Origin of the sequence: Pseudonocardia adelaidensis, from assembly GCF_039543345.1 — a bacterium.
GTDB classification, from domain to species: domain Bacteria; phylum Actinomycetota; class Actinomycetes; order Mycobacteriales; family Pseudonocardiaceae; genus Pseudonocardia; species Pseudonocardia adelaidensis.
Map to the genome: position 1 here is coordinate 98,925 of NZ_BAABJO010000029.1, position 22,778 is coordinate 121,702.

Here is a 22,778-nt window from a genome sequence, read left to right on the forward strand (position 1 = left end):
ACCGGCATCAGACGCAAGTTGACCTCGCCGCTTCCGCAGCGGCACGGCCTCGATCCCGTGCGGCTGCGGACGCCGGCGTTGTCCCCCGAGGGCCCGCGCTGGGCCACCATGCGCGACCACCTGGTCGAGCGGCTCCCGCGGGTCGACCCCTCGCGGATCGACGCGATGCTCCGGGAGGAGCGCATCGTCGACCGCCGCGGGCCGCTCGCGCCGGACGCCCCGTTCGTGCCGGAGGAGTTCCTCTGGTTCCACCGCGACCTCCCCGACGAGGCACCGGTGCCGTTCGAGATCGGGATCGTGCACCGCGACGACCACCTGCTCGTCGTCGACAAGCCGCACTTCCTCGCCACGATCCCGCGCGGGAGCCACATCCTGGAGACCGCGCTCGTGCGGCTACGGCGGGAGCTCGACCTGCCGACGCTCTCCCCGGCCCACCGGCTGGACCGGCCCACGGCGGGCCTGCTCATGTTCGTGGTGCACCGGGAGCGGCGCGGGGCCTACCAGACTCTGTTCCGCGACCGACACGTCCGCAAGACCTACGAGGCGGTCGCCCGGTACGACCCGGCGCTGGCCCTGCCCCGCACCGTCCGCAGCCGGATCGTCAAGGACCGCGGCGTGATCCGCGCGTACGAGGAGGCGGGTCCGGTCAACGCCATCACACACGTCGAACTGCTGGCGCACCGGGACGGGCTCGCACGCTACCGGCTCCTGCCCGAGACGGGCCGGACCCACCAGCTCCGGGTGCACATGAACGGGCTCGACGTCCCCATCCTCGGCGACGACTTCTTCCCCGTGCTCACGGAGAAGCCGCTCGACGACTTCAGCCGCCCCCTGCAACTGCTGGCGTCGAGCCTGGAGTTCCGCGACCCGTTCAGCGGAGCGCTGCGCAGGTTCACCACCCGACTCGAGCTGCAGGCGTGGACGTCGTACGAGGAGTGGGCATCAGCGAGAACAGAAGGACGGACGTGACCACGACGCAGTCCAGCACGAAAACCGGCGCGACGCGCTTCCCGCAGGGGTTCCTGTGGGGCTCCGCCACCGCCGCGTACCAGATCGAAGGGGCGGCCGCGGAGGGCGGGCGCACCCCGTCGATCTGGGACACGTTCTCCCACACCCCTGGGCGCGTCGCCCGCGGTGACACCGGGGACGTCGCCGTCGACCACTACCACCGCTTCCGCGACGACGTCGCGCTGATGGCCCGGCTCGGGCTCACCTCGTACCGGTTCTCCGTGTCGTGGCCCCGGATCACGCCCCAGGTCACCCCCGACGAGCTCGGCCCCGTCAACGCCGAGGGGATCGGCTTCTACTCCGACCTGGTGGACGAGCTGCTCGCGCACGGGATCAGCCCGTCGATCACGCTCTACCACTGGGACCTCCCGCAGGCGCTCGAGGACGCGGGCGGCTGGACGGCGCGGCGCACCGCCGAGCGGTTCGGCGAGTACGCGGAGGTGGTGGCCGCGGCGCTGGGCGACCGCGTGCCGCTCTTCATCACGCTGAACGAGCCGTGGTGCAGCGCGTACCTGGGTTACGCCAGCGGGGTGCACGCTCCCGGCCGCACCGACCCCGCGGCCGCGCTCACCGCCGTCCACCACCTCAACCTGGCCCACGGGCTCGCGACGGAGGCGATCCGCCGCGCGGCGCCCGCCGCCCGGGTGGCGATCACGCTGAACCTCGCCTGGGTATGCCCCGAGCGGCCCGACACGCCGCTGGATGCCGATGCGGCCCGCCGGGTCGACGGGTTGCAGAACCGGGTGTTCCTCGACCCGGTGCTGCACGGTCGCTACCCGGCCGACGTCCAGGCCGACACCGCGGGCGTGACGGACTGGTCCTTCGTGCAGGACGGCGACCTCGACGTCGTCTCCTCGCGGATCGACGCGGTCGGCGTCAACTACTACTCCCCCACCCACGTGCGGCACTGGACGCGCGAGCGTCCCAAGGAGAACGCCGACGGCCACGGCGACGGCGCCGCCACCCCGTGGATCGCGTGCGACGACGTCGAGTTCCCGATCCAGCACGGGCCCAAGACCGACATGGGGTGGAGCATCGACCCGCGCGGGCTCACCGAGCTGCTGCTCCGCGTCGCCCGGGAGGCCCCCGGCCTGGACCTGCTCGTCACCGAGAACGGCGCCGCATTCCCGGACGTGGTCGAGCCCGACGGCCGGATCGTCGACACCGAGCGCGTCGAGTACCTGCGCGATCACCTGGCTGCCGTGCACGCCGCTATCGAGGCGGGCGCGCCGGTCACCGGGTACTACGTGTGGTCCCTGCTGGACAACTTCGAGTGGGCGTGGGGCTACGCCAAGCGCTTCGGGATCGTCCACGTCGACTACGCCACGCACGCCCGCACCCCGAAGGACAGCGCCCTGTTCTTCGCCGAGGTGATCCGGCGCAACGCGCTTCCCGGCTGAGCGCCGGGCCCGAAAGTAGGCCGAAAGTTCGTGGGCGCGAAACACCTGGCGCCTTGCGAACGACTCATTCACGGGACCACCCCGGCCGCAACCGCGACCGGGGTAGTCTTGTCGCCGGTTGCCCGGCCGGCCGGCACCACCCACGAGAACGGAGGTCGGGGTGCGGCTCGGAGACGAGAACGATCTCCCCGACGGCGGCGGCGCCGAGAACCACGGTTCCCCGTCCCACGACACGGAGCACCCGCTCGACGTCGCGGCCCTGCGTGCCGACAACGACTTCGTCGAACGGCTGGCCGCAGGTCTCGTCGCCCCGCGCGATGTGCCCCCATCGGCCCGCGGCACCGAGGACGAGCTCGTCGCGATGCTCGCCGCCTGGGTCGCCGAGGTCCGGCCCGAGGCCATCGCGGCCGGTCCCGCCTCCGGCTCCCCGGCCGCGCCCACGACCGGTCCCATCGCCGGAACCGACGCCGGCGTTTCCGCGCCCGAGCACCCCGACGAGCCCGCCGAGGCCACCGTCACCCCGCTGCGATCCGGACGGCACCGGGTGGCGAGTCTCACCCCCTACGCGCGGCGGCTCGGGGTCGCGGCCGCCCTCATCGCCCTCGCCACCTCGGGCGTGGCGGTCGGCGCCTCCGACGCCGAACCGGGCAGCGTCCTCTGGCCGGTCTCGAAGGTGTTCTACGCCGAGCGGGCGCGATCGGTCGAGGCCGCGATCGCGGTGAACGACCACCTGCAGCAGGCACGAGCGGCGTTGCGTGCGGGCCGGCCCGACGAGGCCGCGCGCCAGATCGACGCCGCCGCCGCGAACCTGCCGCGCGTCCGGCCGGCCGAGGGCCAGGAGAACCTCGCGCGCGAGCAGCGGCAGCTCGCCGAGTCGATCGGCCCGGGTCGTCCCTCCGAGGCGAACGAGCCCGCCACCCCGGGTCGATCCGACCAGGGCCCCGACTCGCGCATCCTCGCGGCGCCCGCCGACCCCGACCAGGACGAGGGAATGGCGCTCGGACGCCCGGGCGAGCGAGGCCCGTCGGCAGCCGGCGAGCCCGGTTCGGAACCCGACGCCGGGTCGACCGGGCCCGACGCCGGGCAGCAGAGTGGCAGCCCCCAGGCCGCGGAGTCGCAGAACCCCGGCGGCGCCGATCAGAACCCGTCGCAGGGGGGCGGTACCCCGAGCACCGCATCCGGCGGCGACACCGAGAGCCCTGCCCCATCGGGGAGCCCGGGGACACAGAGCCCGTCCGAGCCTCCCCCGAATTCCGGCTCCGACACCGGCTCCGACACCGACACCGGCTCCGGCTCCGGCTCCGGCTCCGACAGCGGCTCCGAGGGCGAGCCCAGCGGACAGTCCGACGACGAGTCCGGCACCGGCACCGACGAGTCCGGCAGCACCGACTCCGGCAGCACCGACTCCGGCAGCACCGACTCCGGCAGCACCGACGAGTCGCCGTCCCAGCCGAGCGGCGACACCGCGGAGGAGCCCGGCGCCGGGTCGACGGGCGATGAGGCGCAGGCGGCCGGCGGTGAACCGGCCGCGCCGGCGCCCGCGGGCGGGGACACACCGGGCGACACCGCCGCGGGTGAGCCGCAACCGCCCGCGGAGGACGGTGGCCCCGCCGTGGAGGTTCCGGTCCCCCCGCTTCCGCCGGTGATCGACGTGCCCCCCACCGACGACACCGCGGAGCAGGCGGCCGAGGATGCCGCGGAGGATGCCTCCAGCGCGGCTACGGACGGTTCGGCCACCCCTGGCCCCGAGGCCGGCACCACGCGAGGCGACACCGCCGCCGACAGCAGCGGCCCCGCCGCCACCGAGTCGGACTCGACCAAGTCCGACTCGACCAAGTCCGACTCGACCAAGTCCGACTCCAAGTCCGACTCCAAGGCCGACTCCAAGGCCGACTCCAAGGCCGACAAGGACAAATCCGACTCCGACAAGTCCGACAAGGTCAAGTCCGACAAGGTCAAGTCCGACAAGGACAAGTCCGACAAGGACAAGTCCGACAAGGACAAGTCCGACTCCAAGAAGTCGGAGAAGGCCGAGAAGTCCGACAAGGAGAAGTCCAGCGACGAATCCTCGTCGGACAAGAAGTCGGACAAGGAGTCGGACAAAAAGGACAGCGACAAGAAGGATAGCCACAAGAAGGGCGACTCCGGCGACTCGAAGGACTCGGGCGACAGCTCCGCGCTGTCCCATGCCGTCGAGTCCGTCGCCAAGGCACTGACGTCGGTCGTCACCGCTTTCACCCGGCTGTAGCGCCGCAGGCTCCCTCAGCGCTCGTCCACGTTCCGGCGCGACACCGCGACCAGCACCGCGCTCTCCTCACCCTCGTTGTGCACCGCCCGCACCCCCATGCCGGTGAGCCAGAGGACGTCCCCGGTGCCGAAGGACCTGCGCCCGCCCGCGTGGCACTCCACCACCACCGCCCCGCACTCGACGACGACCAGGGCGTCCCGCCACTCCTCCTCCACGTAGGGCCTGGCGCCACCCGGGCGGATCGTCACGGTGCGGGACCGGAACGACGGGCCGAGCGGCCGGCCCAGGAACGTGACCGGCCCCGCATCGACGTCTCCGGCATCCACGACTCCCCCTACCGGGCAGCCGGGAGGCCGAGCAGGTCGAACACGGGGAACGCCGCCGTGTGCTCGAACGACACGACGTCGGTGATCATCCCGTCCTCGACGCGCAGGACGTCCACCGCCAGGGCGCGGAAGTCCTGGTGGCCGGGTCGGCGCAGGTAGTTCGCCGCGGCGGGCTGGCGGTTCAGCCACGCCGGCACGAGGAGGAGTTCGCCGAACTCCGACGGGTCGAGCGCCGGGCCCCAGAGGTCGACGATCGCGTCCCGGCCACGCGTCACCTCGGGCTGAGGAGGCATCGAGAAGACCGCGTCCTCGCGCAGCAAGGAGGCGAGCGCGGGCATGTCGGCGCGCTCGCACGCGTCGACGAACCGCCGCAGGACGGAGCGCTCCTCCTCGCTGGGCCCGGCCGGTGACCAGTCCGAGCGCCGCCGCGGCAGGTGCTCGCGCAGCGTGGCCCGGGCCCGCTGCAACGCGCTGTTCACCGACGCGACGCTCGCGCCGAGCACGGCGGCGCTCTCCGCGGCCGACCATCCGAGCACGTCCCGCAGCATCAGCACGGCCCGCTGCCGCGGCGGGAGGTGCTGCACCGCGACGAGGAACGCCAGCTCGATCGTCTCCCGCGCTACGACGGCGGCGTCCGGCTCGGCGTCCGGCGGCGCCGCCTGCTCGAGCAGCCGGTCCGGGAACGGCTGCAGCCAGGTCACCTCACCGACGGAGCCGGGGTGGCGCGGGTGGCGTTCCAGGTGGTCGAGGCACGCGTTGGTGGCGATGCGGTAGAGCCACGCGCGGAACGTCGAGCGGCCCGCGTAGGTCTCGCGGCGGCGCCAGGCCCGCAGCAGGGTCTCCTGCACCATGTCCTCGGCGTCGGTGAACGAGCCCAGCATGCGGTAGCAGTGCACGTGCAGTTCCCGCCGGTGCGGCTCGGCGAGCGCCGCGAACGCCGCCTGGTCGCCCGCCTGGGCCGCGGCCACCGCCGCGGAGATGGGGTCTGTCGCTGCCGTCATGACGGTGAGACCTGCGCGGGCGTCGAAAGTCATCGGCGGACTCCTCAGCGGCCGGTCTCGGTCTCGTCCAGGTGCAGCCGCAGCATCGCCGCCGACGCCCACGCCGGCGGCCGGCCGCGCAGCGAGACCAGCACCATCGTCGCGAACGCGAGCGGCACCGACCACAGCGCGGGCTGGCCGAGGAGGATCCCGGCGAGCCCCGACGGCACGCCGAGGAACAGGTCGATCCCGATCACGCCCGCCGACGCCAGCAGGCCGGTGACCATCCCGACGATCGCGCCCCGGGCCGTGAGCCGTGGCCACCAGATGCCCAGCACGAGCAGCGGGCAGAACGTGGAAGCGGCCACCGCGAACGCCGAGGTCACCAGCACGCCGACGTCGAGCCGGCCCGCCGGGAGGGCGAGCAGGACCACGACGAGCGCCGCGACGATGGGCGTGAACCGCAGCCTGCGCAGCGGGCTCGGCACCAGGTCGTGGGACAGCGCACCGGAGACGGCGAGCAGCAGGCCGAGCGACGTCGCCAGGAACGCGGCGAACGCCCCGGCCGTCAGGAGCGCGGTGAACAGCGTGCCCGCGAACCCCCCGTCCACCCGGGCCGGGAGCGCGACGACCACGGTGTCGGTGCCCCCGGAGAGGTACAGCTCGGGCAGGAGCGCGGCCCCGAGCAGCCCGTAGACGGCGGGGAACAGGTAGAACACGCCCAGCAGCGCCACGGTGATCGCGGCCGTGCGGCGGGCGCCGCGCCCGTTCGGGCTGGTGTGGAAGCGGATCAGGATGTGGGGCAGGCCCATCGTGCCGAGCACCGTGGCCACCAGCACCGACCAGGTGGCGAGCAGCGGGTGACCGCTCGGGTCGAGCAGCGGGCGCGCCCAGGTGGCGCCGCCCGGTGGCCCGGTGCCGACGTGCGGCACCGCGGCACCGGCGGCGAACTCCCAGGTCTGCCCCGCCTTCACCTCGTACGCACCCGGCGCGAGCACCTCGTCGGGGCCGCCTGCCACCCGCACGTCGGTCGGCTCGGTGAGGGTGAGGGTGGTGTCGAGCCGGAACTGCACGGGGGTGGCCGTGTCGAACCGGGTGAACTCGACCGGGGTCAGCGCGTCGCGCCGCGTGTCCGGGCCGACGTGCAGCACCAGCCAGATCGCCGGCACGATGAAGAGCGCGAGCTTCAGCACGAACTGGAACGCCTGCACGTACGTGGCCGCCCGCATCCCGCCGAGCGCCAGCGTCACGCTGACGGCGGCGCCGGCGATCACCACGCCCACCCAGTACGGGCTGCCGCTCACCACACCCAGCACCTGCCCGGCCGCCGTGAACTGCGGCACCAGGTAGAGGCAGCCGATCACCAGCACGACCACCGCCGACAGCTTGCGCAGGGCGGGCGACCCGAGCCGGGCCTCGGCGAAGTCGGGCACGGTCAGCGCGCCCGTGCGGCGCATCGGGGCGGCCACGAGCGCGAGCATCGCGACGTAGCCCGCGGCGAAGCCGACCGCGTACCAGAGCGAGCCGACGCCGTCCTTCACGACGAGCCCGGCGATGCCGAGGAACGACGCGGCGGACAGGTACTCACCGGACACGGCGGCCGCGTTGACCGTCGGGGAGATCCGGCGCGACGCCACCAGGAAGTCCGACGTGGTGCGCATGGCCGCCACCCCGCGCGCGCCGATCAGCAGCGTGAGCAGCAGGACCGGGACGATCGCAAGGATCACCGGACCACCCGGCGCCCGGCCTGCGCCGCCGGTCTCGTGGAGCGCTCCACCCGTTCGGCATTGCGCAGCTGCCAGCCGGCCAGCAGCGCCATCAGCGGGAACGGCAGCACCGCGACCGCGATCCACGAGACCGGGATCCCCGCCAGCCGCACCGTATCGAGCACGGGGGCACCGGCGAGCACCACCGGCAGCCCCAGCAGCAGCGCCCACAGCAGGCCCAGCACCGTGAGCGCGTAGCGCAGCTGCCGATGGTGGATGCGGCGGGCGCGCTCGGCGTCGGCCGGGGCGAGGTGCGGTGGCGCGGCGGGCGTCCCGCTGCGCCTGCCGGCCAGCGCCACCCGGGTCTGCGGGCTCGTCACCGCGACGCGACGCCGCTGCTTCATGGCCCCAGGCCTCATCGGGCCCGCTGGTCGGGGGACTCGAACGCGCCCCGCGTGGCGGCCTCGAGGAGGTGCTCGCGCAGCTCGCGGGCGTGCCGGCGGCTCACCGGCACGTCGCCGACGTCGGTGTGGGCGAGCAGCCCGCCGGACAGGTCGCTGCGCAGCTCGCGGACGGCCGGTACGGCGAGCAGGTAGCTGCGGTGCACGCGGCTGAAGCCCGCGTGCTCCCAGTGCTCCTCGAGCCGCGAGATCGGGATCCGCACGAGGTGCGCGCCGGAGGGCGTGTGCAGGCGCACGTAGTCGCCGTGCGCCTCGACGAAGCGCACGTCGTCGCGGCGCACGAAGCGGGTGCGCCCGGCGAGCTCGACCGGAACGGCGGCGAGCGCGTCGACCGGAACCGGAGCCGGGCTGGTCTCCGGCGCGCCGAACCGCCGCACCCGGGCGAGCGCCGCGGCGAGGCGTTCCGCGCTCACCGGCTTGAGCAGGTAGTCCACGGCCCCGATCCCGTAGGCCGACGCGGCGTGCTCCTCGTACGCGGTGACGAAGACGACCACCGGCGGATCGGTCATCCTGGCGAGCAACGACCCCAGCTCGAGCCCGCTCATGCCGGGCATCGAGATGTCCAGGAACACGGCGTCGAGCGGGCCGGCCTGGAGCAGCCGCAGCGCCGTGATCGGGTCGCCCGCCTCGGCCACCTCCCCGACGTCCGGCGACTCGCGCAGCATCCGGGCCAGCTCCGCCAGGGCAGGCGCGACGTCGTCGACCGCGAGCACCCGCATCCGGCGGGTCATCACACCACCACCCCCGGTTGGAAGCGCGGCAGCCGCAGCAGCACCCGGGTGCCCGCGCCCTCCTCCGTCTCGATCACCAGACCGTAGCCCGGTCCGAACACCGTCCGCAGCCTCCGATCGACGTTCACCAGGCCCATGCTTCCCGGCGAGCCCTCGCCGGCCAGCACCGCGGCCGCGTACTCCGGGTCCATGCCCGGCCCGTCGTCCTCCACCGCGATCACGCACTCGGTGCCGTCGGCCTCGCCACTGACCTGCACCAGGCCGCTGCCGCCCGGCAGCTCGACGCCGTGCCGGACGGCGTTCTCCACCAGCGGCTGGAGCGCGAGGTAGGGCAGCGCGACGGGCAGGATCTCCGGCGCGATGCGCACCTGCACCTTCAGCCGCTCCCCGAGCACCGCCCTGGCCAGGGCCAGGTACGCCTCGATCGCCCGGAACTCCCCGGCCACCGTGGTGTAGTCGCCGTGGCGGGCCAGGCTGTGGCGGGTGTACTCGGCGAAGTCGAGCATGAGGTCGCGGGCGCGTTCCGGGTCGGATTTCACGAACGACGCGATCGCGGTGAGGCTGTTGTAGACGAAGTGCGGGGAGATCTCCGCGCGCAGCGCCCGCAGCTCGGCCTGCTCGGCCACCGCCGCGGACTCCTCCAGGCGGGCCCGCTCGAGCGCCTCCCCCACCCAGAGCGCCGCCTCGCGCACGGCGGAGGACGCCACGGATCCCGCCACCACCAGCACCCCGGCGAACTCGTCCCGCGCGTGCACCGGGAGCGCGACGATCCCGCGGGCCGCGGCGCGGGCGTCGTTGCGCAGCACCGAGTCGGCGAGGGCGGCGGCGTCCTCGGGCGGCCGCCCCGCCCACGCGAGCGCGCCGTTCAGGCCGGCGAGCCCCACCGCGTCCGCCTCGAGCAGGCGCCGCAGCCCGCGCGCCGCCACGACCGCGTCCGGGCCGCCGAGCCCGCCCCGGACGCCGGCCGCGATCCGCCGTGCCTCTGCGAGGGTGGCCATCGACTCCGCACCGCCCCGACCCCGGCGCCACCGGCGACGGGACTCCTCTGGCGGGGCGTCCGCGTCCACTGGATCCATCGCCGCAACCATCGCCGCCTCCGTCGAACAGGATGACGTTAGGTCACCCCGGCCACCGGGACCAGGCGATGGCGAGGACGGGACGGAATCGATATGGGAGATCAGGAGACCTGGCCCAGGAGCCGGTTGAGCGCGGGCGCGACGTGCCGGTGGGTCGCCACCGGCGCGAGGCGGCCGCGCCCGAGCCGGGCGAGGTCCGCGGCGAGCAGGGCGTCGTGCTCGCCGTCCGTCTCGAGCAGGACGTGCAGCCGGGGGAACCGGCGGGCGACGGCCCTCGGATCGGGGCCGGCGTTGTGCACGGCGTCGGAGAGCAGCACGGCGGTGCGGTGGCGGGCGGGCGAGCGCGCGAGCTCGGCGTGGGCCACGGCGAGCGCGAAACCGACGTTCGTCAGCCCGCGGGCTGGGATCCGCAGCAGCTGGTCGAGCAGCCGCCCGGCCGGGACGTGCGCGTCGAGGGGCTTGAGCAGCGCCGCGTCGGACCAGAACGCGACGAGCGCGAGCCGGTCGCCGCGCGCGGCGACCTCCTCCGACAGCGCCGCCACCGTGGCCGCAGCCACCCGCACCTTCTCGCCCTTCATCGACCCGGACACGTCCACGACGAGCACGACGTCGCGGCGGGCGTGCATGCGCTCGCGCACCACGACGTCGGTCTCCTCCGGCACGGGCCGCTCGGTGAGCACCTCGATGGTGCGATCGAGGTCGATGTCGTCGGACCGGTAGCGGTACGGCACGGAGGCCAGCCGCCCGGCACCGCGCCCGCCGCGGCGCTCCGGGGGCCTGCGGCGCAACGCGAGCCGCCGGGCGATCCGCTGCGCCATCGCCGCGACCTCGCGATCGGGGGAGGTGTTCTCGAACAGCTCCCCGATGTCGCGCAGTGCGGCGGGCTGGCCGGTGACGAGCACGCCCTGCCCGCCGGCCGGACCGGGGGCAGCGCCGCCGCGCTCGGCTGGTGCGTGCCGCACCAGCGGCGTTCCGGCCCCCGAGTGGAACAGCGCGGGCGCCGCCGTGAGCTCCTTGGGCCTGCGGCGCAGCGGGGCGAGGCCCGGCGGCCCGGCCCGCTGGGACCCGGCCCCCGGCAGGCGGACCGCGTTCTCGACCTCTATCCGGTGGACACCCGGCGCCGCACGCCGGGGCGCGAGAAAAAACGGTCCTCCCAGATCCGGGTGATCACCTCCTCCGGGGTGGCGTCGCCGGTCTCGTCCACGGCGATGCGCGCGGAGAGCGCGAGCAGCGCGGCGTCGAGCACCAGGCGCGGCCGGTCCCCGTCGTAGCTCCCCAGCGCGGCGAGCTCGGTCGCGACCGCGACGAGGTCGATGGCACCGCGAACGCTGGAGCCACGCCGCAGCTCCGGGTGGCCGCGGGTCGCCCGCGTGATCGCCACGGCGTCGGCGACGAGCGTCTCGTCGGCCCTGCCGGTGCGGGCCACGACGATGTCCCGCTCGTCGGCCTCGTCCTGGTAGCCGACGGCGAGCCGGCACCACCGGTCGTACACCGAGTCGGAGATCCGTGCCGTGCCGACGTCGTCGAACGGGTTCATCGACCCCAGCACCCGGAACGTCGGGAGCGCCGCGATCGTGCCGACCCGCGGCACCGCCACCTCCCGCTCGGCCATCGCGGCGAGCAGCACGTTCAGGGTGTCCTCCGGTGCGCGGTTGAGCTCCTCGATGTAGAGGAACCCGCCCTCGCGCATCGCCGAGACCAGCGGGCCCGGCACGAAGTTGTCCTCCGAGTAGTCCTCCCGCAGCACCCGGGCCGGGTTGTGGTGGCCGACCAGCCGGGCAGGCGTCAGCTCGGCGTTGCCCTCCACGAGCACGAACGGCACACCCCAGCTCGCCGTGATCGCCCGCAGGATCGTCGACTTCGACGTGCCGGGCGGGCCCTCGAGGAGGATGTCCCGGCCCGCCGACACGGCGGCCAGCACGAGGTCGAGCTCGCGGCGCCTGCCGACGATCCCCGCGGCGACCTCGTCCCGGCGGGCGGCAGCGGTCACTTCTGCGCCGTCATTTCTGGAGCATCCCCGCGTCGACCGGCAGCGACACCCCGGTGACGTAGCGGGCCTCGTCGGAGGCGAGCCACACGATGGCGTTCGAGATGTCGACGGCCTCGACCATCGCGACCGGCAGCAGGTTCTCCATGTTGGACTGGCCGCTGGCGGTCGACGTGAACTGCGCCGTGAAGTCGTTGACCACCATCGGCGTGTTGACGCCCGTCGGGTGCACGGTGTTGACCCGGATCGAGTGCTCGGCGAGCTCCACGGCGAGGGTGCGCATCAACCCCACCACCCCGTGCTTCGCCGACACGTAGTGGCCGATCCCGGCCATGCCCTTCACACCGGCCGTCGAGCTGGTGAGCACGATGCAGCCGCCGTTGCCGGCCTCGATCATCGCCGGCACCGCGGCGCGCGCCGTCTTCCACACCCCGGTCAGGTTCACCGCGAGCATGTCGTCCCACTGCTCGTCGGTCAGCGACCACGCGTTCTCCCCGAACGTGACGATGCCGGCGTTGGCGCACACGACGTCGAGCCGCCCGAACTCCCGCACACCCTCGTCGACCACCGCCTGCACGGCCGCGGTGTCGCGCACGTCGGCCTCGCGGGCGACGATCCGCCGGTCGAGGTCCTCGACGAGCTTGACCGTCTCCGCGAGATCCTCGGGCGTGGCCATCGGGTACGGCACGGTGCCGACCTGCCGGCACACGTCGAACGCGATGACGTCCGCGCCCTCCTGGGCCAGCCGCACCGCGTGCGAGCGGCCCTGCCCGCGCGCCGCCCCCGACACGAGCGCGACCTTGCCCTCCAGGCGTCCTGCCATGGTGTCTCCTCCCTATCCGGCGTGCCCTATCCAGCGTTCTGGGCGTTCTGGCCGGCGGCGACCGCGATGGTCTCGCCGGTGATGTAGCGGGCCTCGTCGGAGCACAGGAAGGCCATCGCGTTCGAGACGTCGCCCGGCTCCACCCATGGCACGGGGATCGCGTTGAGGCCCTGGAACGCGGGCGCGGCGTCCTCGCGCGTCGGGTTCTCCTTGTCCGGCACGAACAGCCGGTACGCGGCGTCGTTCTGGATCATGGTGGTGGCCACGCCGGTCGGGCAGACGGCGTTCACCGTGATCCCGTTCGCGGCCACCTCCTGCGCGACCGACTTGACCAGGCCGATCACGCCCCACTTCGCGGCGCAGTAGTGGCCGACGTTGGCGAAGCCCATCTTCCCGGCCATCGACGAGGTGGCGACGATCCGGCCGTACCCCTGCTCGATCATCGCGGGCAGGACGGCCCGCACGGCGTTGAACACGCCCGTGAGGTTGGTGTCGATCGTCTGCTGCCAGGTGCGGTCGTCCATCTCCGCCACCGTGGAGAAGGTGAAGATCCCGGCGTTGGCGAGCAGGAAGTCGATGCGGCCGAGCTCGGTGCGCGCCTGCTCGGCGAACGCGTCGACCTGTCCGCGGTCGCGAACGTCGGCCTCCACGGCGACGCAGCGCCGGTCGAGGTCCTCGACGAGGCGCACGGTCTCCGCGAGGTCGTCGGGCGTCGACATCGGGTAGGGCACCGTCTCGAGCTGCGAGGCGATGTCGCAGAACGCGACGTCGGCGCCCTCCTGGGCGAACCGCACCGCGTGCGACCGACCCTGCCCGCGGGCTCCCCCGGTGATCAGCACGACCTTCCCGTCGAACCTACCCATCGCTCCTCCTCGAGCATTTCCCACCTAGCGGGCCAGTGCGCCTCCGTCGACCGCGAGGCAGTGGCCGGTGACGTGCCGGGCCGCGTCGCTGAGCAGCCACAGCAGCGCCCCGGTGATCTCGTCGGGCGTGATCACCTCGATCAGCAGCTGGTCGTGCAACCAGCGCTTGTGCACGTCCTCGCGGGTGAGCCCGAGCTCGTCGGCCAGCCCGGCGAGCATGGGCGAGTCGACGGCGCCGGGCAGGATCGCGTTGACCGTGACGCGCGCGTCGGCAAGCTCGATCGCCATCGCCCGGGTGAGCCCGACGACGCCGTGCTTCGCGGCCACGTAGTGCGCGAACTCCGGAACCGCCCGGACGCCACCGGTGGAGGCGATGTTCACGATCCGGCCGCGCGGGGAGCGCCGCAGGAGCCCGGCCGCCGCCGCGGTGGTGCGCCAGACCCCCGACAGGTTGGTGTCCACCACCGCCGTCCACTGCTCTTCGGACAGCTCCCAGAACGGCGCGCTCGTCACCACGGCGGCGTTGTTGACCAGCACGTCGAGCCGGCCGAACGCGTCCTCGACCGCCGCGACGGACGCCTGGACGGCGGCCGCGTCCCGCACGTCCGCCACGAGCGGCAGCGCCCTGCGGCCCGTGCCCTCGACCGCGGCCACCACGTCGTCGAGCTCGGCGCGGGTGGCGAGCGGGTACGCCGGGACGTCGAGGTCGGCGCAGACGTCGAGGGCGGCCACGTCGGCCCCGCACCCGGCCAGCGCCAGGCAGTGGGAGCGGCCCTGCCCGCGGCCCGCGCCGGTGACCAGTGCCACCTGACCGGTGAGGTCGGGGACGGTCGCGCTGCGCGGATCGAGCACGCTCACCCCCTGACGAACCGGCGGAACTGTCCGGAACTGCACAGAAAAGAGGCGGGCGCCGCCGTTGACCGCCCGCCATGTGAGGAGTACCACTCGATCGGGTGACGACTCAAATCGTCTGCGATCGACTCGGACGAATCGGTGGGTGGTATGGCAATGGGGCGGCGACTCACCGTGAGCGAGGCGAGCCGGGTGCTCGGGCTCAGCCGCACCACGCTCCTGGCCGCAGAGGAGGCCGGCCTGCTGACCGCGCTGCGCACGCCCGGAGGGCATCGCCGCTACGACCCGGCCGAGCTGCGGCGGTACGCGGAGCGCGCCGGAGCGGCACCGTCCTGGGACGACGGGGCCGCACCCGCGCCGCCGCAGGCGCCCGCGGACGCCGTCCCGCTCGCGGCCGCGGCCCGCGCCGCGCTCCGGCCGCTGGCGCAGGCGCTCGAGGCCGACAGCGCGGGGCTCTACCTCCTGCACGCCGGGGAACCGCGCTTCACGGCGGCGTTCGGGGTGCCGCGATGGCTGGCCGAGCGCCTGTCCGCCGCGCCCCCACCCGCGCCGGTGGCGCAGGCCCTCGGCACCCGGCGCCCGTGCCTGTTCGACCCCGCCGCCGCGGCCTTCCCGGAGCCGCGATCGACCGGCCAGGGGGTCGCGGCCGCCCTCCACCGCGACGGCGGCGCACTCGGCGTCCTGTTCGTCGTGAGCCGCCGCGACCTGCTCGTGCCCGAGGTCCGCGTCGTGGAGGCCTTCGGCGACGTCGTCGCCATGCTGGTGGCGGACGAGCGCCGGATCGTCGAGCTGGAGCGGCGCCTGGAGGCGATCGCCGCCCTCACCCGAGCCCCGTAGGCCCGCTCACACACCAACACCGGCGCTCGCACACGAACTGCAGTTGGTGTGCCGGCGCGGAGGTTGGTGTGTGAGCGGCCGGGGCGCGGGTCCTACGAGCCGCTGCTGAACGCCGCGTCGAAGGCCGCCGACGGCGGGTCGAAGGCCGTGCCCTTCACGAAGGCCAGCGCGTCCGGGGCGCCGACGAGGCGGTCCATGCCGGCGTCCTCCCACTCGACCGAGATCGGGCCGTCGTAGCCGATGGTGTTGAGCATCCGGAAGCACGCCTCCCACGGCACGTCACCGTGGCCGGTGGAGACGAAGTCCCAGCCCCGCCGCGGGTCGGCCCACGGGAGGTGGCTGCCCATCCGGCCGTTGCGGCCGTTGCCGACCTGGCGCTTCGCGTCCTTGCAGTCGACGTGGTAGATCCGGTCCTTGAAGTCCCAGAGGAACCCGACCGGGTCGAGGTCCTGCCACACGAAGTGGCTCGGGTCCCAGTTGAGGCCGAACGCCTCCCGGTGCCCGATCGCCTCCAGCGTGGCGACGGTGGTCCAGTAGTCGTACGCGATCTCCGACGGGTGGACCTCGTGCGCGAACCGGACGCCGACCTCGTCGAAGACGTCGAGGATCGGGTTCCAGCGGGCGGCGAAGTCGGCGTAGCCGTCCTCGATCATCGACTCGGGCACCGGCGGGAACATCGCCACGGTCTTCCAGATCTTCGACCCGGTGAACCCGACGACGGTGTTCACGCCCAGCTTCGCCGCGGCACGGGCGGTGTACTTCATCTCCTCGGCCGCGCGCTGCCGCACGCCCTCGGGGTCGCCGTCGCCCCAGACGCGCGGGTGCACCATGCCGCGGTGCCGCTCGTCGATCGGGTCGTCGCAGACGGCCTGGCCGTTCAGGTGGTTGGAGATGGCGAACACCTGCAGGCCGTGCTTCTCCAGGATGTCGCGGCGGCCCTGCACGTAGGAGTCGTCCTCCACGGCGGCCCGCACGTCGAAGTGGTCACCCCAGCAGGCGATCTCCAGCCCGTCGTAGCCCCATTCGCCTGCGAGCCGGGCGACCTCCTCGAAGGGAAGGTCGGCCCACTGGCCGGTGAACAGCGTGATCGGTCGCGCCATCAGTCCTCTCCTGCGATCGGAACCCAGCCGCTGCCGGACTCGGCCGAGCGGACCACGGCGTCCAGCACCTGCTGGACCTGCAGGCCGTCGGCGAACGACGGGGTCGGGTCGGTGCCTGCTGCGAGGTCGCGGACCAGGTCCACTACCTCGTGGGTGAACGAGTGCTCGTAGCCGAGGCCGTGGCCCGGCGGCCACCACGCACCGACGTAGGGGTGGGTCGGCTCGGTGACGTAGATCCGGCGGAAGCCCGCGGTCTCGGCGTCCTCCTCCGCGTCGTAGAACGACAGCTCGTTCATCGACTCGAAGTCGAAGGCGAGCGAGCCCTTGCTGCCGTTGATCTCCAGGCGGAGCGCGTTCTTGCGGCCGGTGGCGAAGCGGGTGGCCTCGAACGTGGCCACCGCGCCGCGGCCGAACCGGCCGAGGAAGAGTGCGGTGTCGTCGACGGTCACCTCGCCGCGCTCGGTCGACCCCGACGCCGACAACCCGCTCGACGACTCGGGCAGCGGCCGTTCCTTGATGAACGTCTCGGTGAGCGCCGAGACGCCGGTCAGCCGGTCGCCGGTGACGAACTGGGCCATGTCGACGATGTGCGCGCCGATGTCGCCGAGCGCGCCCGAACCCGCCTTGTCCTTCTGCAGCCGCCAGACCAGCGGGAACTCCGGGTCGACGATCCAGTCCTGCAGGTACACCCCGCGGACGTGGCGGACCTCGCCGATCCGGCCCTGCTCCACCAGGCGACGGGCCAGCGCGACGGCGGGCACCCGGCGGTAGTTGAAGGCCACCATGCTGCGCACGCCCTGGGCGCGCGCCTTCTCCGCCGCGGCGACCATCGCCTTCGCCTCGTCGACGGTGTTGGCGAGCGGCTTCTCGCACAGCACGTGCTTGCCGGCCTCCAGCGCGGCGATGGTGATCTCGGCGTGCGTGTCGCCGGGCGTGCAGACGTCCACCAGCTGCACGTCGTCCCGGCCGAGCAGCGCCTTCCAGTCGGTCTCGGTGTGCCGCCACCCCATCCGCTGCGCGGCGGCCGCGGCGGCCTCGGGGTTGCGGCCGCAGAGCACCGCCATGTCGGGCTGCAGCGGCAGGTCGAAGAACCGCCCCGCGGTGCGCCACGCCTGCGAGTGGGCGGCGCCCATGAAGGCGTAGCCCACCATCCCGACGCCGAGGGTCGTCCCGTGGGTCATGATTCGAAACCGAGGGGCAGGTAGGTGGCCACGTTCTCCTTCGTGATGGTCGCCGATGCCAGCGTGATCGACGCCGGCACCTCCGGTTCGGCAAGATCGCTCATGCCGCGACCCTGCGCCACGAGCCGCGCGAGCGCAACGGCCGACGACGCCATCGACGGGCTGTAGGTCACGGTGGCCTTGAGCACGCTCGTATCGGCCTGGATCTCGCGCATGGCGTTGGCCGACCCGGCCCCGCCGACCATGAAGAACTCGCTGCGGCCGGCCTGGTTGATCGCCGCGAGCACGCCGATGCCCTGGTCGTCGTCGTGGTTCCAGACGGCGTCCAGCCGGGGCGCCGCCTGGAGCAGGTTGGCGGTGACCTCCTGCCCGCCCTGCGCGGTGAAGTCCGCGGCCTGGCGCGGGCCCACCGAGAAGCCGTAGGTGGCCAGCGCGTCGTTGAAGCCGCGGGTGCGCTCCTGGGTGAGCGGCAGGTTGTCGATGCCCGCGACCTCCCCGATGACCGGGTTGGCGACGCCTGCGTCGCGCAGCCGCTTCCCGATGTAGTGGCCCGCGCTCACGCCCATGCCGTAGTTGTCGCCGCCGATCCACGTGCGGTACGCCAGCGGCGAGTCGAAGATCCGGTCCAGGTTGATCACCGGGATGCCGGCGTCCATCGCCTGCTGCCCCACCCGGGTGAGCTGGCTGCCGTCGTTGGGCAGGATCACCAGCGCGTCGACGCCGCGGTTGATCAGCGTCTCGACGGCCGCGATCTGCTGGGCAATGTCGTTGGTCGGGTTGACCGCCTCGAACGTCACGTCCGGGAACTGCTTCGCCTGGGCCTGGGCGTTGTTCGCGATCGCGGCGATCCAGCCGTGGTCGGCGGCCGGTGCGGAGAAGCCGATCGTGACGGGTGTGCCCGGCGCCGAGCCGCCCGCGGCGGGCGCGGGGGCGACAGCGGGCCCACCGGCCGGCGCAGCAGGCGCGTTGCTGGTGCAGGCGGTGAGCGCCGCGCCGGCGCCGACGCCGAGAGCGCCGGTGAGGAACCTGCGACGGTGCAGGCCCCGGCTGGGATCGGACATCTTCACTCCTTCTCCTTCAGGTGCGGGTCAGGTGGACGCCGACGAACGCTGCGCGCGGGCCTGGATCAGCACGGCGACGACGATGATCGCGCCCTTCGCGATGTTCTGGACGTCGGTCTCGAGGTTGTTGAGCACGAACAGGTTCGTGATGGTCGTGAACACGAGCACGCCGAGGATCGAGCCGATCAGCGTGCCGCGGCCGCCGGAGAGCAGGGTGCCGCCGATGATCACCGCGGCGATCGCGTCGAGCTCGTAGAGCGTGCCGTGGGTGCTCGACCCGGTCGTGGTCAGCGAGGCGATCATGATCGCGGCGATGCCGCAGCACAGCCCGGAGACCACGTAGAGCAGCACGGTGTGCCGCTTGACGTCCAGGCCGGCCAGGCGTGCGGCCTCCGGGTTGCCGCCGATGGCGAACGTGCGGCGGCCGAACGTCGTGCGGTTGAGCACCACCCAGCCGACGGCGACGACCGCCGCGAAGATGTAGACCAGCAGCGGGATGCCCAGCAGTCGCGTGCTCGCGATGCCGGCGATCACCTGGTCGGTGACGATCTGGCTGCGCCGGCCGGAGATCTGCTCCGCGAGGCCCTGGGCCGAGATCAGCATGGCGAGGGTGACGATGAACGGCACGATCCGGCCGTAGGCGATCAGCAGGCCGTTGACCAGCCCGGCGCCCACCCCGACGGCGACCGCGCAGAACACCATCACCGCCGGCCCGTAGGACTGGGTCGCGACCGTGGTGGCCCAGACCGACGACAGCGCCATCACCTTGCCGACCGACAGGTCGATGCCGCCGCCGATGATCACGAACGTGGCGCCGACGGTGATCACGCCGATGATCGACGCCTGGGTCAGGACCGTCAGCAGGTTCGACACCGTGAGGAACGTGTCGGCGGTGGCGGCGCCGACGATGCCCAGCAGCACCAGCACGGCGACGAGCCCCAGGTTGCGTCCGGCACCGGTGTCCAGCACCCGGGCCCACGACGAGCGGGCGGGCTCCGCCTCCCGGGCGGCCCGTTCCACGCGCGCGTGCTCGTCGGCCGCGGGGACCGGGGTCGCCGTCGTCCGCGCCGGCGTCGACTCGCTCACGTCCGACTCCCTTCCATCACCAGGTCGAGCACGCGGCCCTCGTCCAGCTCGTCCGCGGGCGCCTCGTGCACGACGCGGCCCTCCCGGACGACCAGCACGCGGTCGGCGAGCCCGAGCACCTCGGGCACCTCGCTGGACACCAGCACGATCGCCGCCCCCTCCGCGGCGAGCCGCCGGACCAGCGCGTAGATCTCGCTGCGCGCACCGACGTCCACGCCGCGGGTGGGCTCGTCGAGCAGCAGCACCGTGCACCCCTGCATCAGCCAGCGCGCCAGCACGACCTTCTGCTGGTTGCCGCCGGACAGCGTGCGTACCGGCCGGGTGGGGTCCGTGGGGCGGACGTCGAGCTGGGTGGTGACGTCGGCCGCGGCCTCCAGCTCGGCCTGCGGGCCGAGGAAACCGCCGCGCGCGAACCGGCCCATCCCGGGCAGCGAGACGTTGCGGAACACCGGCTCGCCGAGCAGCAGGCCCTGGCTCTTGCGCTCCTCCGGGGCGAGCCCCATGCCCGCCCGGACGGCGGCGGGCACCGACCCGGGCCGCAGGGCCCGCCCGCGCACGCGCACGCTGCCCGCCGTGGCCCTGCGCGCCCCGTAGACGGTCTCGAGGATCTCGGAGCGGCCGGAACCGACGAGCCCGGCCAGCCCGACGACCTCGCCCGCCCGCACGGTGAACGAGACGTCGGCGAACTCGCCCGCGCGGCCGAGCCCCTCCACCTCCAGCACCACGTCCCCCGACGGCGGCACGCGCTCGGGGAAGACGTACTCGATGCTGCGGCCGGTCATGAGCCGGATGACGTCGGCGGTGGGGGTCTCGCGGGCGGGCAGGTTGCGCGCGACCGTGCGGCCGTCCTTCAGCACGGTGACGCGGTCGCCGATCTCGCGGATCTCCTCGAGCCGGTGGGAGATGTAGACGACCGCGACGCCGTCGGCGGTGAGCTCGCGGATGACGCGGAACAGGTTCCGGACCTCCTCGGGGTCCAGGACCGCGGACGGCTCGTCCATCACGATCAGCCGGGCGTCGCGGGCCAGCGCCCGCGCCATGCTCACGACCTGCTGACCCGCGGCCGAGAGCCGGCCCAGCTCGCGCCGCGGCGGGATCTCGGGGTGCCCGAGCCTGCGCAGCAGCGCCCGCGCGGTGTCCTCGGCGGCACGCAGCCTGCTGAACCCCATCCGGGACGGTTCGTGGCCGAGCACGATGTTCTCCGCGACCGACAGGCCGGGCACCAGGTCCAGCTCCTGGTAGATCGTCGCGATGCCGGCGGCGTCGGCGGCTTGCGGCGCCGCGAACACCACCTGCCGGCCCGCCCACACGATCTCGCCCGCGTCCGGCCGGTGGGCCCCGGCCAGCACCTTGATGAGGGTGGACTTGCCCGCGCCGTTCTGGCCCAGCAGGCAGTGCACCTCACCCGCGGCGACGTCCAGGTCGACGCCGTCGAGCGCGCGCACGCCAGGGAACTGCTTCACGATGCCGCGCATCGCGAGCAGTGGCTCTCCAGTCATCTCCGCACCTCGTCCTGACTCCCCAGCCGGGGAACCTAGGAGCATTGACCAGTGCCGTACAACGACGGAATAATGCCTCTTTCCGTGAGTTTTCCGTCGATATCGGGCTGTGATGCTGCCACAATCCCCGCTGCCTCCCCTGCGGTTGTCCGCGGCACGAACCGGGCGAACCGACGCCGCGGTCACGCTGAGCACCGTGGCCCGCCTCGTCGCATCCGGGGCCGCGGTGAGCAAGGCCGACCTCGGGCCCGCGGCCGGGCTGGCGCGCACCACCGTCAGCGCGGCCGTCGACGAGCTGCTCGCCCGCGGTGTGCTGCAGATCGACGGCACCCGCCCGACCGTGGGCCGCGGGCGCCCGGCCGACCGGCTGGCGCTGTCGCCGTACGGCGGCCACGTGCTGCTCGCCGATGTCGGCGCGAGCAGCGCGCACCTCGCGGTCATCGACCTCAGCCAGCGGATGCTCGCGCGCACCGAGGTGGACGTCGACATGAACGACGGCCCGGACGCAGTACTCCGAACGGTGGAGAGCCAGCTCACCCACCTGCGCACCACGGTGCCGGAAGGCGTCCCGGTGCGCGCGGTCGTGATCGGGCTGCCCGGCCCGGTGGACGGCACCCAGGGCGTCCCGGTCCGGCCGCCGATCATGCCCGGGTGGCACGCCTACCCGGTGGCCGCGCGGCTCTCACAGACCTTCGACTGCCCGGCGGTGCTCGAGAACGACGTCAACCTCCGGGCGCTCGGCGAGGCGAGGGCGCTGCCCGCCGACCAGGTCCCACTGCTCTTCGTGAAGGTCGGCACCGGCATCGGCGGCGGCCTCGTGAGCCGGGAAGGGGTGCTGCACCACGGCGCCGACGGCGCCGCGGGCGACATCGGGCACGTCCGCGTGCGGGGCGCCCCGGACGACGCGTGCGTGTGCGGGAACGTGGGCTGCATCGAGGCGGTCGCGTCGGCGGGCGCCATCGCGCGCAGGCTCGGCGCGCCCGGCCCGCCGATCCCCACCGCACAGGTGCGCGCGCTGCTGGCGCGCGGGGACGCCGCCGCGATCGCGGCCGTGCGCGAGGCCGCCGCGCTGATCGGCGAGCTCGTCGCCACGCTGGTGCACTTCTACAACCCCGCCCGCGTGGCGATCGGCGGTGGCCTCTCCGCGGCGAGCGACGAGCTGCTGGCCGGCGTGCGCAGCGTCGCGTACCAGCGCGCCCTGCCGCTCGCCACCCGCAACCTCGTGCTCACCAACAGCGTGCTCGGCGAGTACGCGGGCCTGGCGGGCGCCGCCGTGCTGGGGATCGAACGCGTGCTGTCCACCGAGTCGATCGAGCTCCTCCTCGCCACCAGCGAGCCCCAGCCGCGCGCCCGGCGTCACGGGATCGGGTGAATAAGGGGACCCCGGTGACGCGCGCGACAGCGGGCCGGATTCACTAGCCCTGGAACCAGGCATCCTCACTGGTCAACGAACGCTGGACACCGACCCGGACGGAACGGACGTCGATGAGGCTCACGTCGATCGCGACGCGCGCCGCGGGCCGCCCCCGCGGCGCGGCCGCGGCCGCCGCGGT

General features: G+C 73.7%; 21 protein-coding genes. 5 read left to right on the top strand and 16 right to left on the bottom strand.

All coding sequences use genetic code 11. The annotated features are described in order from the left end of the window. The first annotated feature begins 6 nt into the window (after nt 1-6). From ABEA81_RS30965 to ABEA81_RS30975, 3 genes are all read left to right on the top strand, one after another. Complete coding sequence (locus ABEA81_RS30965; RefSeq protein ID WP_345609956.1) at nt 7-969, top strand: pseudouridine synthase; 963 nt, start codon at nt 7-9, stop codon at nt 967-969. Continuing rightward, the gene (locus ABEA81_RS30970) at nt 966-2,408 is read left to right on the top strand and encodes a GH1 family beta-glucosidase (protein WP_345609914.1); all 1,443 of its coding nucleotides are present in this window, start codon (nt 966-968) and stop codon (nt 2,406-2,408) included. The genes ABEA81_RS30965 and ABEA81_RS30970 overlap by 4 nt, the downstream gene beginning before the upstream one ends. Nucleotides 2,409-2,568: 160 nt before the next feature. After that, nucleotides 2,569-4,656, top strand: coding sequence for a hypothetical protein (locus ABEA81_RS30975; protein WP_345609915.1), 2,088 nt, complete (start codon nt 2,569-2,571; stop codon nt 4,654-4,656). Between the two features lie 14 nt (nt 4,657-4,670). Here the strand turns inward: ABEA81_RS30975 and ABEA81_RS30980 are convergent, their stop codons facing one another. From ABEA81_RS30980 to ABEA81_RS31030, 11 genes are all read right to left on the bottom strand, one after another. Then, nucleotides 4,671-4,982 carry a hypothetical protein gene (locus ABEA81_RS30980; protein ID WP_345609917.1) on the bottom strand — a complete coding sequence of 104 codons (312 nt, stop codon included), beginning with the start codon at nt 4,980-4,982 and terminating at the stop codon, nt 4,671-4,673. 8 nt (nt 4,983-4,990) lie between these two features. Then, the gene (locus tag ABEA81_RS30985; RefSeq protein ID WP_345609919.1) at nt 4,991-6,016 is read right to left on the bottom strand and encodes an RNA polymerase subunit sigma-70; all 1,026 of its coding nucleotides are present in this window, start codon (nt 6,014-6,016) and stop codon (nt 4,991-4,993) included. Between the two features lie 11 nt (nt 6,017-6,027). Beyond that, the gene (locus tag ABEA81_RS30990; protein WP_345609921.1) at nt 6,028-7,689 is read right to left on the bottom strand and encodes a sodium/solute symporter; all 1,662 of its coding nucleotides are present in this window, start codon (nt 7,687-7,689) and stop codon (nt 6,028-6,030) included. Further along, nucleotides 7,686-8,072 (bottom strand): hypothetical protein, encoded by a 387-nt coding sequence (locus ABEA81_RS30995; protein WP_345609923.1) that lies wholly within the window; start codon nt 8,070-8,072, stop codon nt 7,686-7,688. The genes ABEA81_RS30990 and ABEA81_RS30995 overlap by 4 nt, the downstream gene beginning before the upstream one ends. An 11-nt stretch (nt 8,073-8,083) precedes the next feature. Next, on the bottom strand, nt 8,084-8,860 hold the full coding sequence (locus ABEA81_RS31000) for a LytR/AlgR family response regulator transcription factor (protein WP_345609924.1): 777 nt from the start codon (nt 8,858-8,860) through the stop codon (nt 8,084-8,086). Continuing rightward, nucleotides 8,860-9,858, bottom strand: coding sequence for a sensor histidine kinase (locus tag ABEA81_RS31005; protein ID WP_345609926.1), 999 nt, complete (start codon nt 9,856-9,858; stop codon nt 8,860-8,862). The genes ABEA81_RS31000 and ABEA81_RS31005 overlap by 1 nt, the downstream gene beginning before the upstream one ends. 179 nt (nt 9,859-10,037) lie before the next feature. Further along, nucleotides 10,038-10,898, bottom strand: coding sequence for a vWA domain-containing protein (locus tag ABEA81_RS31010; RefSeq protein ID WP_345609928.1), 861 nt, complete (start codon nt 10,896-10,898; stop codon nt 10,038-10,040). 137 nt (nt 10,899-11,035) lie between these two features. Next, complete coding sequence (locus ABEA81_RS31015; protein WP_345609930.1) at nt 11,036-11,926, bottom strand: AAA family ATPase; 891 nt, start codon at nt 11,924-11,926, stop codon at nt 11,036-11,038. 10 nt (nt 11,927-11,936) lie between these two features. Continuing rightward, nucleotides 11,937-12,746 (bottom strand): mycofactocin-coupled SDR family oxidoreductase, encoded by an 810-nt coding sequence (locus ABEA81_RS31020; protein ID WP_345609932.1) that lies wholly within the window; start codon nt 12,744-12,746, stop codon nt 11,937-11,939. Between the two features lie 26 nt (nt 12,747-12,772). After that, nucleotides 12,773-13,609 (bottom strand): mycofactocin-coupled SDR family oxidoreductase, encoded by an 837-nt coding sequence (locus tag ABEA81_RS31025; RefSeq protein ID WP_345609934.1) that lies wholly within the window; start codon nt 13,607-13,609, stop codon nt 12,773-12,775. A gap of 24 nt (nt 13,610-13,633) precedes the next feature. Next, the gene (locus ABEA81_RS31030; protein ID WP_345609936.1) at nt 13,634-14,467 is read right to left on the bottom strand and encodes an SDR family oxidoreductase; all 834 of its coding nucleotides are present in this window, start codon (nt 14,465-14,467) and stop codon (nt 13,634-13,636) included. A gap of 168 nt (nt 14,468-14,635) precedes the next feature. Here ABEA81_RS31030 and ABEA81_RS31035 point away from each other — a divergent pair, with 168 nt between their 5' ends. After that, entirely contained in the window at nt 14,636-15,298 is a 663-nt protein-coding gene (locus tag ABEA81_RS31035) for a GAF domain-containing protein (protein ID WP_345609938.1), read from the top strand. A gap of 92 nt (nt 15,299-15,390) precedes the next feature. Here ABEA81_RS31035 and ABEA81_RS31040 read toward each other — a convergent pair whose 3' ends face one another. From ABEA81_RS31040 to ABEA81_RS31060, 5 genes are read right to left on the bottom strand one after another with little or no spacing between them, the layout of a single operon-like run. Beyond that, on the bottom strand, nt 15,391-16,398 hold the full coding sequence (locus ABEA81_RS31040; protein WP_345609940.1) for a sugar phosphate isomerase/epimerase family protein: 1,008 nt from the start codon (nt 16,396-16,398) through the stop codon (nt 15,391-15,393). Further along, nucleotides 16,398-17,579, bottom strand: a complete 1,182-nt coding sequence (locus tag ABEA81_RS31045) for a Gfo/Idh/MocA family protein (protein WP_345609942.1) — start codon at nt 17,577-17,579, stop codon at nt 16,398-16,400. The genes ABEA81_RS31040 and ABEA81_RS31045 overlap by 1 nt, the downstream gene beginning before the upstream one ends. Then, complete coding sequence (locus ABEA81_RS31050) at nt 17,576-18,640, bottom strand: substrate-binding domain-containing protein (RefSeq protein WP_345609944.1); 1,065 nt, start codon at nt 18,638-18,640, stop codon at nt 17,576-17,578. The genes ABEA81_RS31045 and ABEA81_RS31050 overlap by 4 nt, the downstream gene beginning before the upstream one ends. 27 nt (nt 18,641-18,667) lie before the next feature. Continuing rightward, a complete protein-coding gene (locus ABEA81_RS31055) occupies nt 18,668-19,726 on the bottom strand; it encodes an ABC transporter permease (RefSeq protein WP_425570747.1) in 1,059 nt (352 codons plus the stop codon). After that, nucleotides 19,723-21,225 (bottom strand): sugar ABC transporter ATP-binding protein, encoded by a 1,503-nt coding sequence (locus ABEA81_RS31060; RefSeq protein ID WP_345609946.1) that lies wholly within the window; start codon nt 21,223-21,225, stop codon nt 19,723-19,725. The genes ABEA81_RS31055 and ABEA81_RS31060 overlap by 4 nt, the downstream gene beginning before the upstream one ends. A gap of 196 nt (nt 21,226-21,421) precedes the next feature. On the opposite strand from ABEA81_RS31060, the gene ABEA81_RS31065 reads away from it, so the two are divergent. Continuing rightward, complete coding sequence (locus tag ABEA81_RS31065; RefSeq protein WP_345609948.1) at nt 21,422-22,597, top strand: ROK family protein; 1,176 nt, start codon at nt 21,422-21,424, stop codon at nt 22,595-22,597. Nucleotides 22,598-22,778 lie beyond the last annotated feature (181 nt).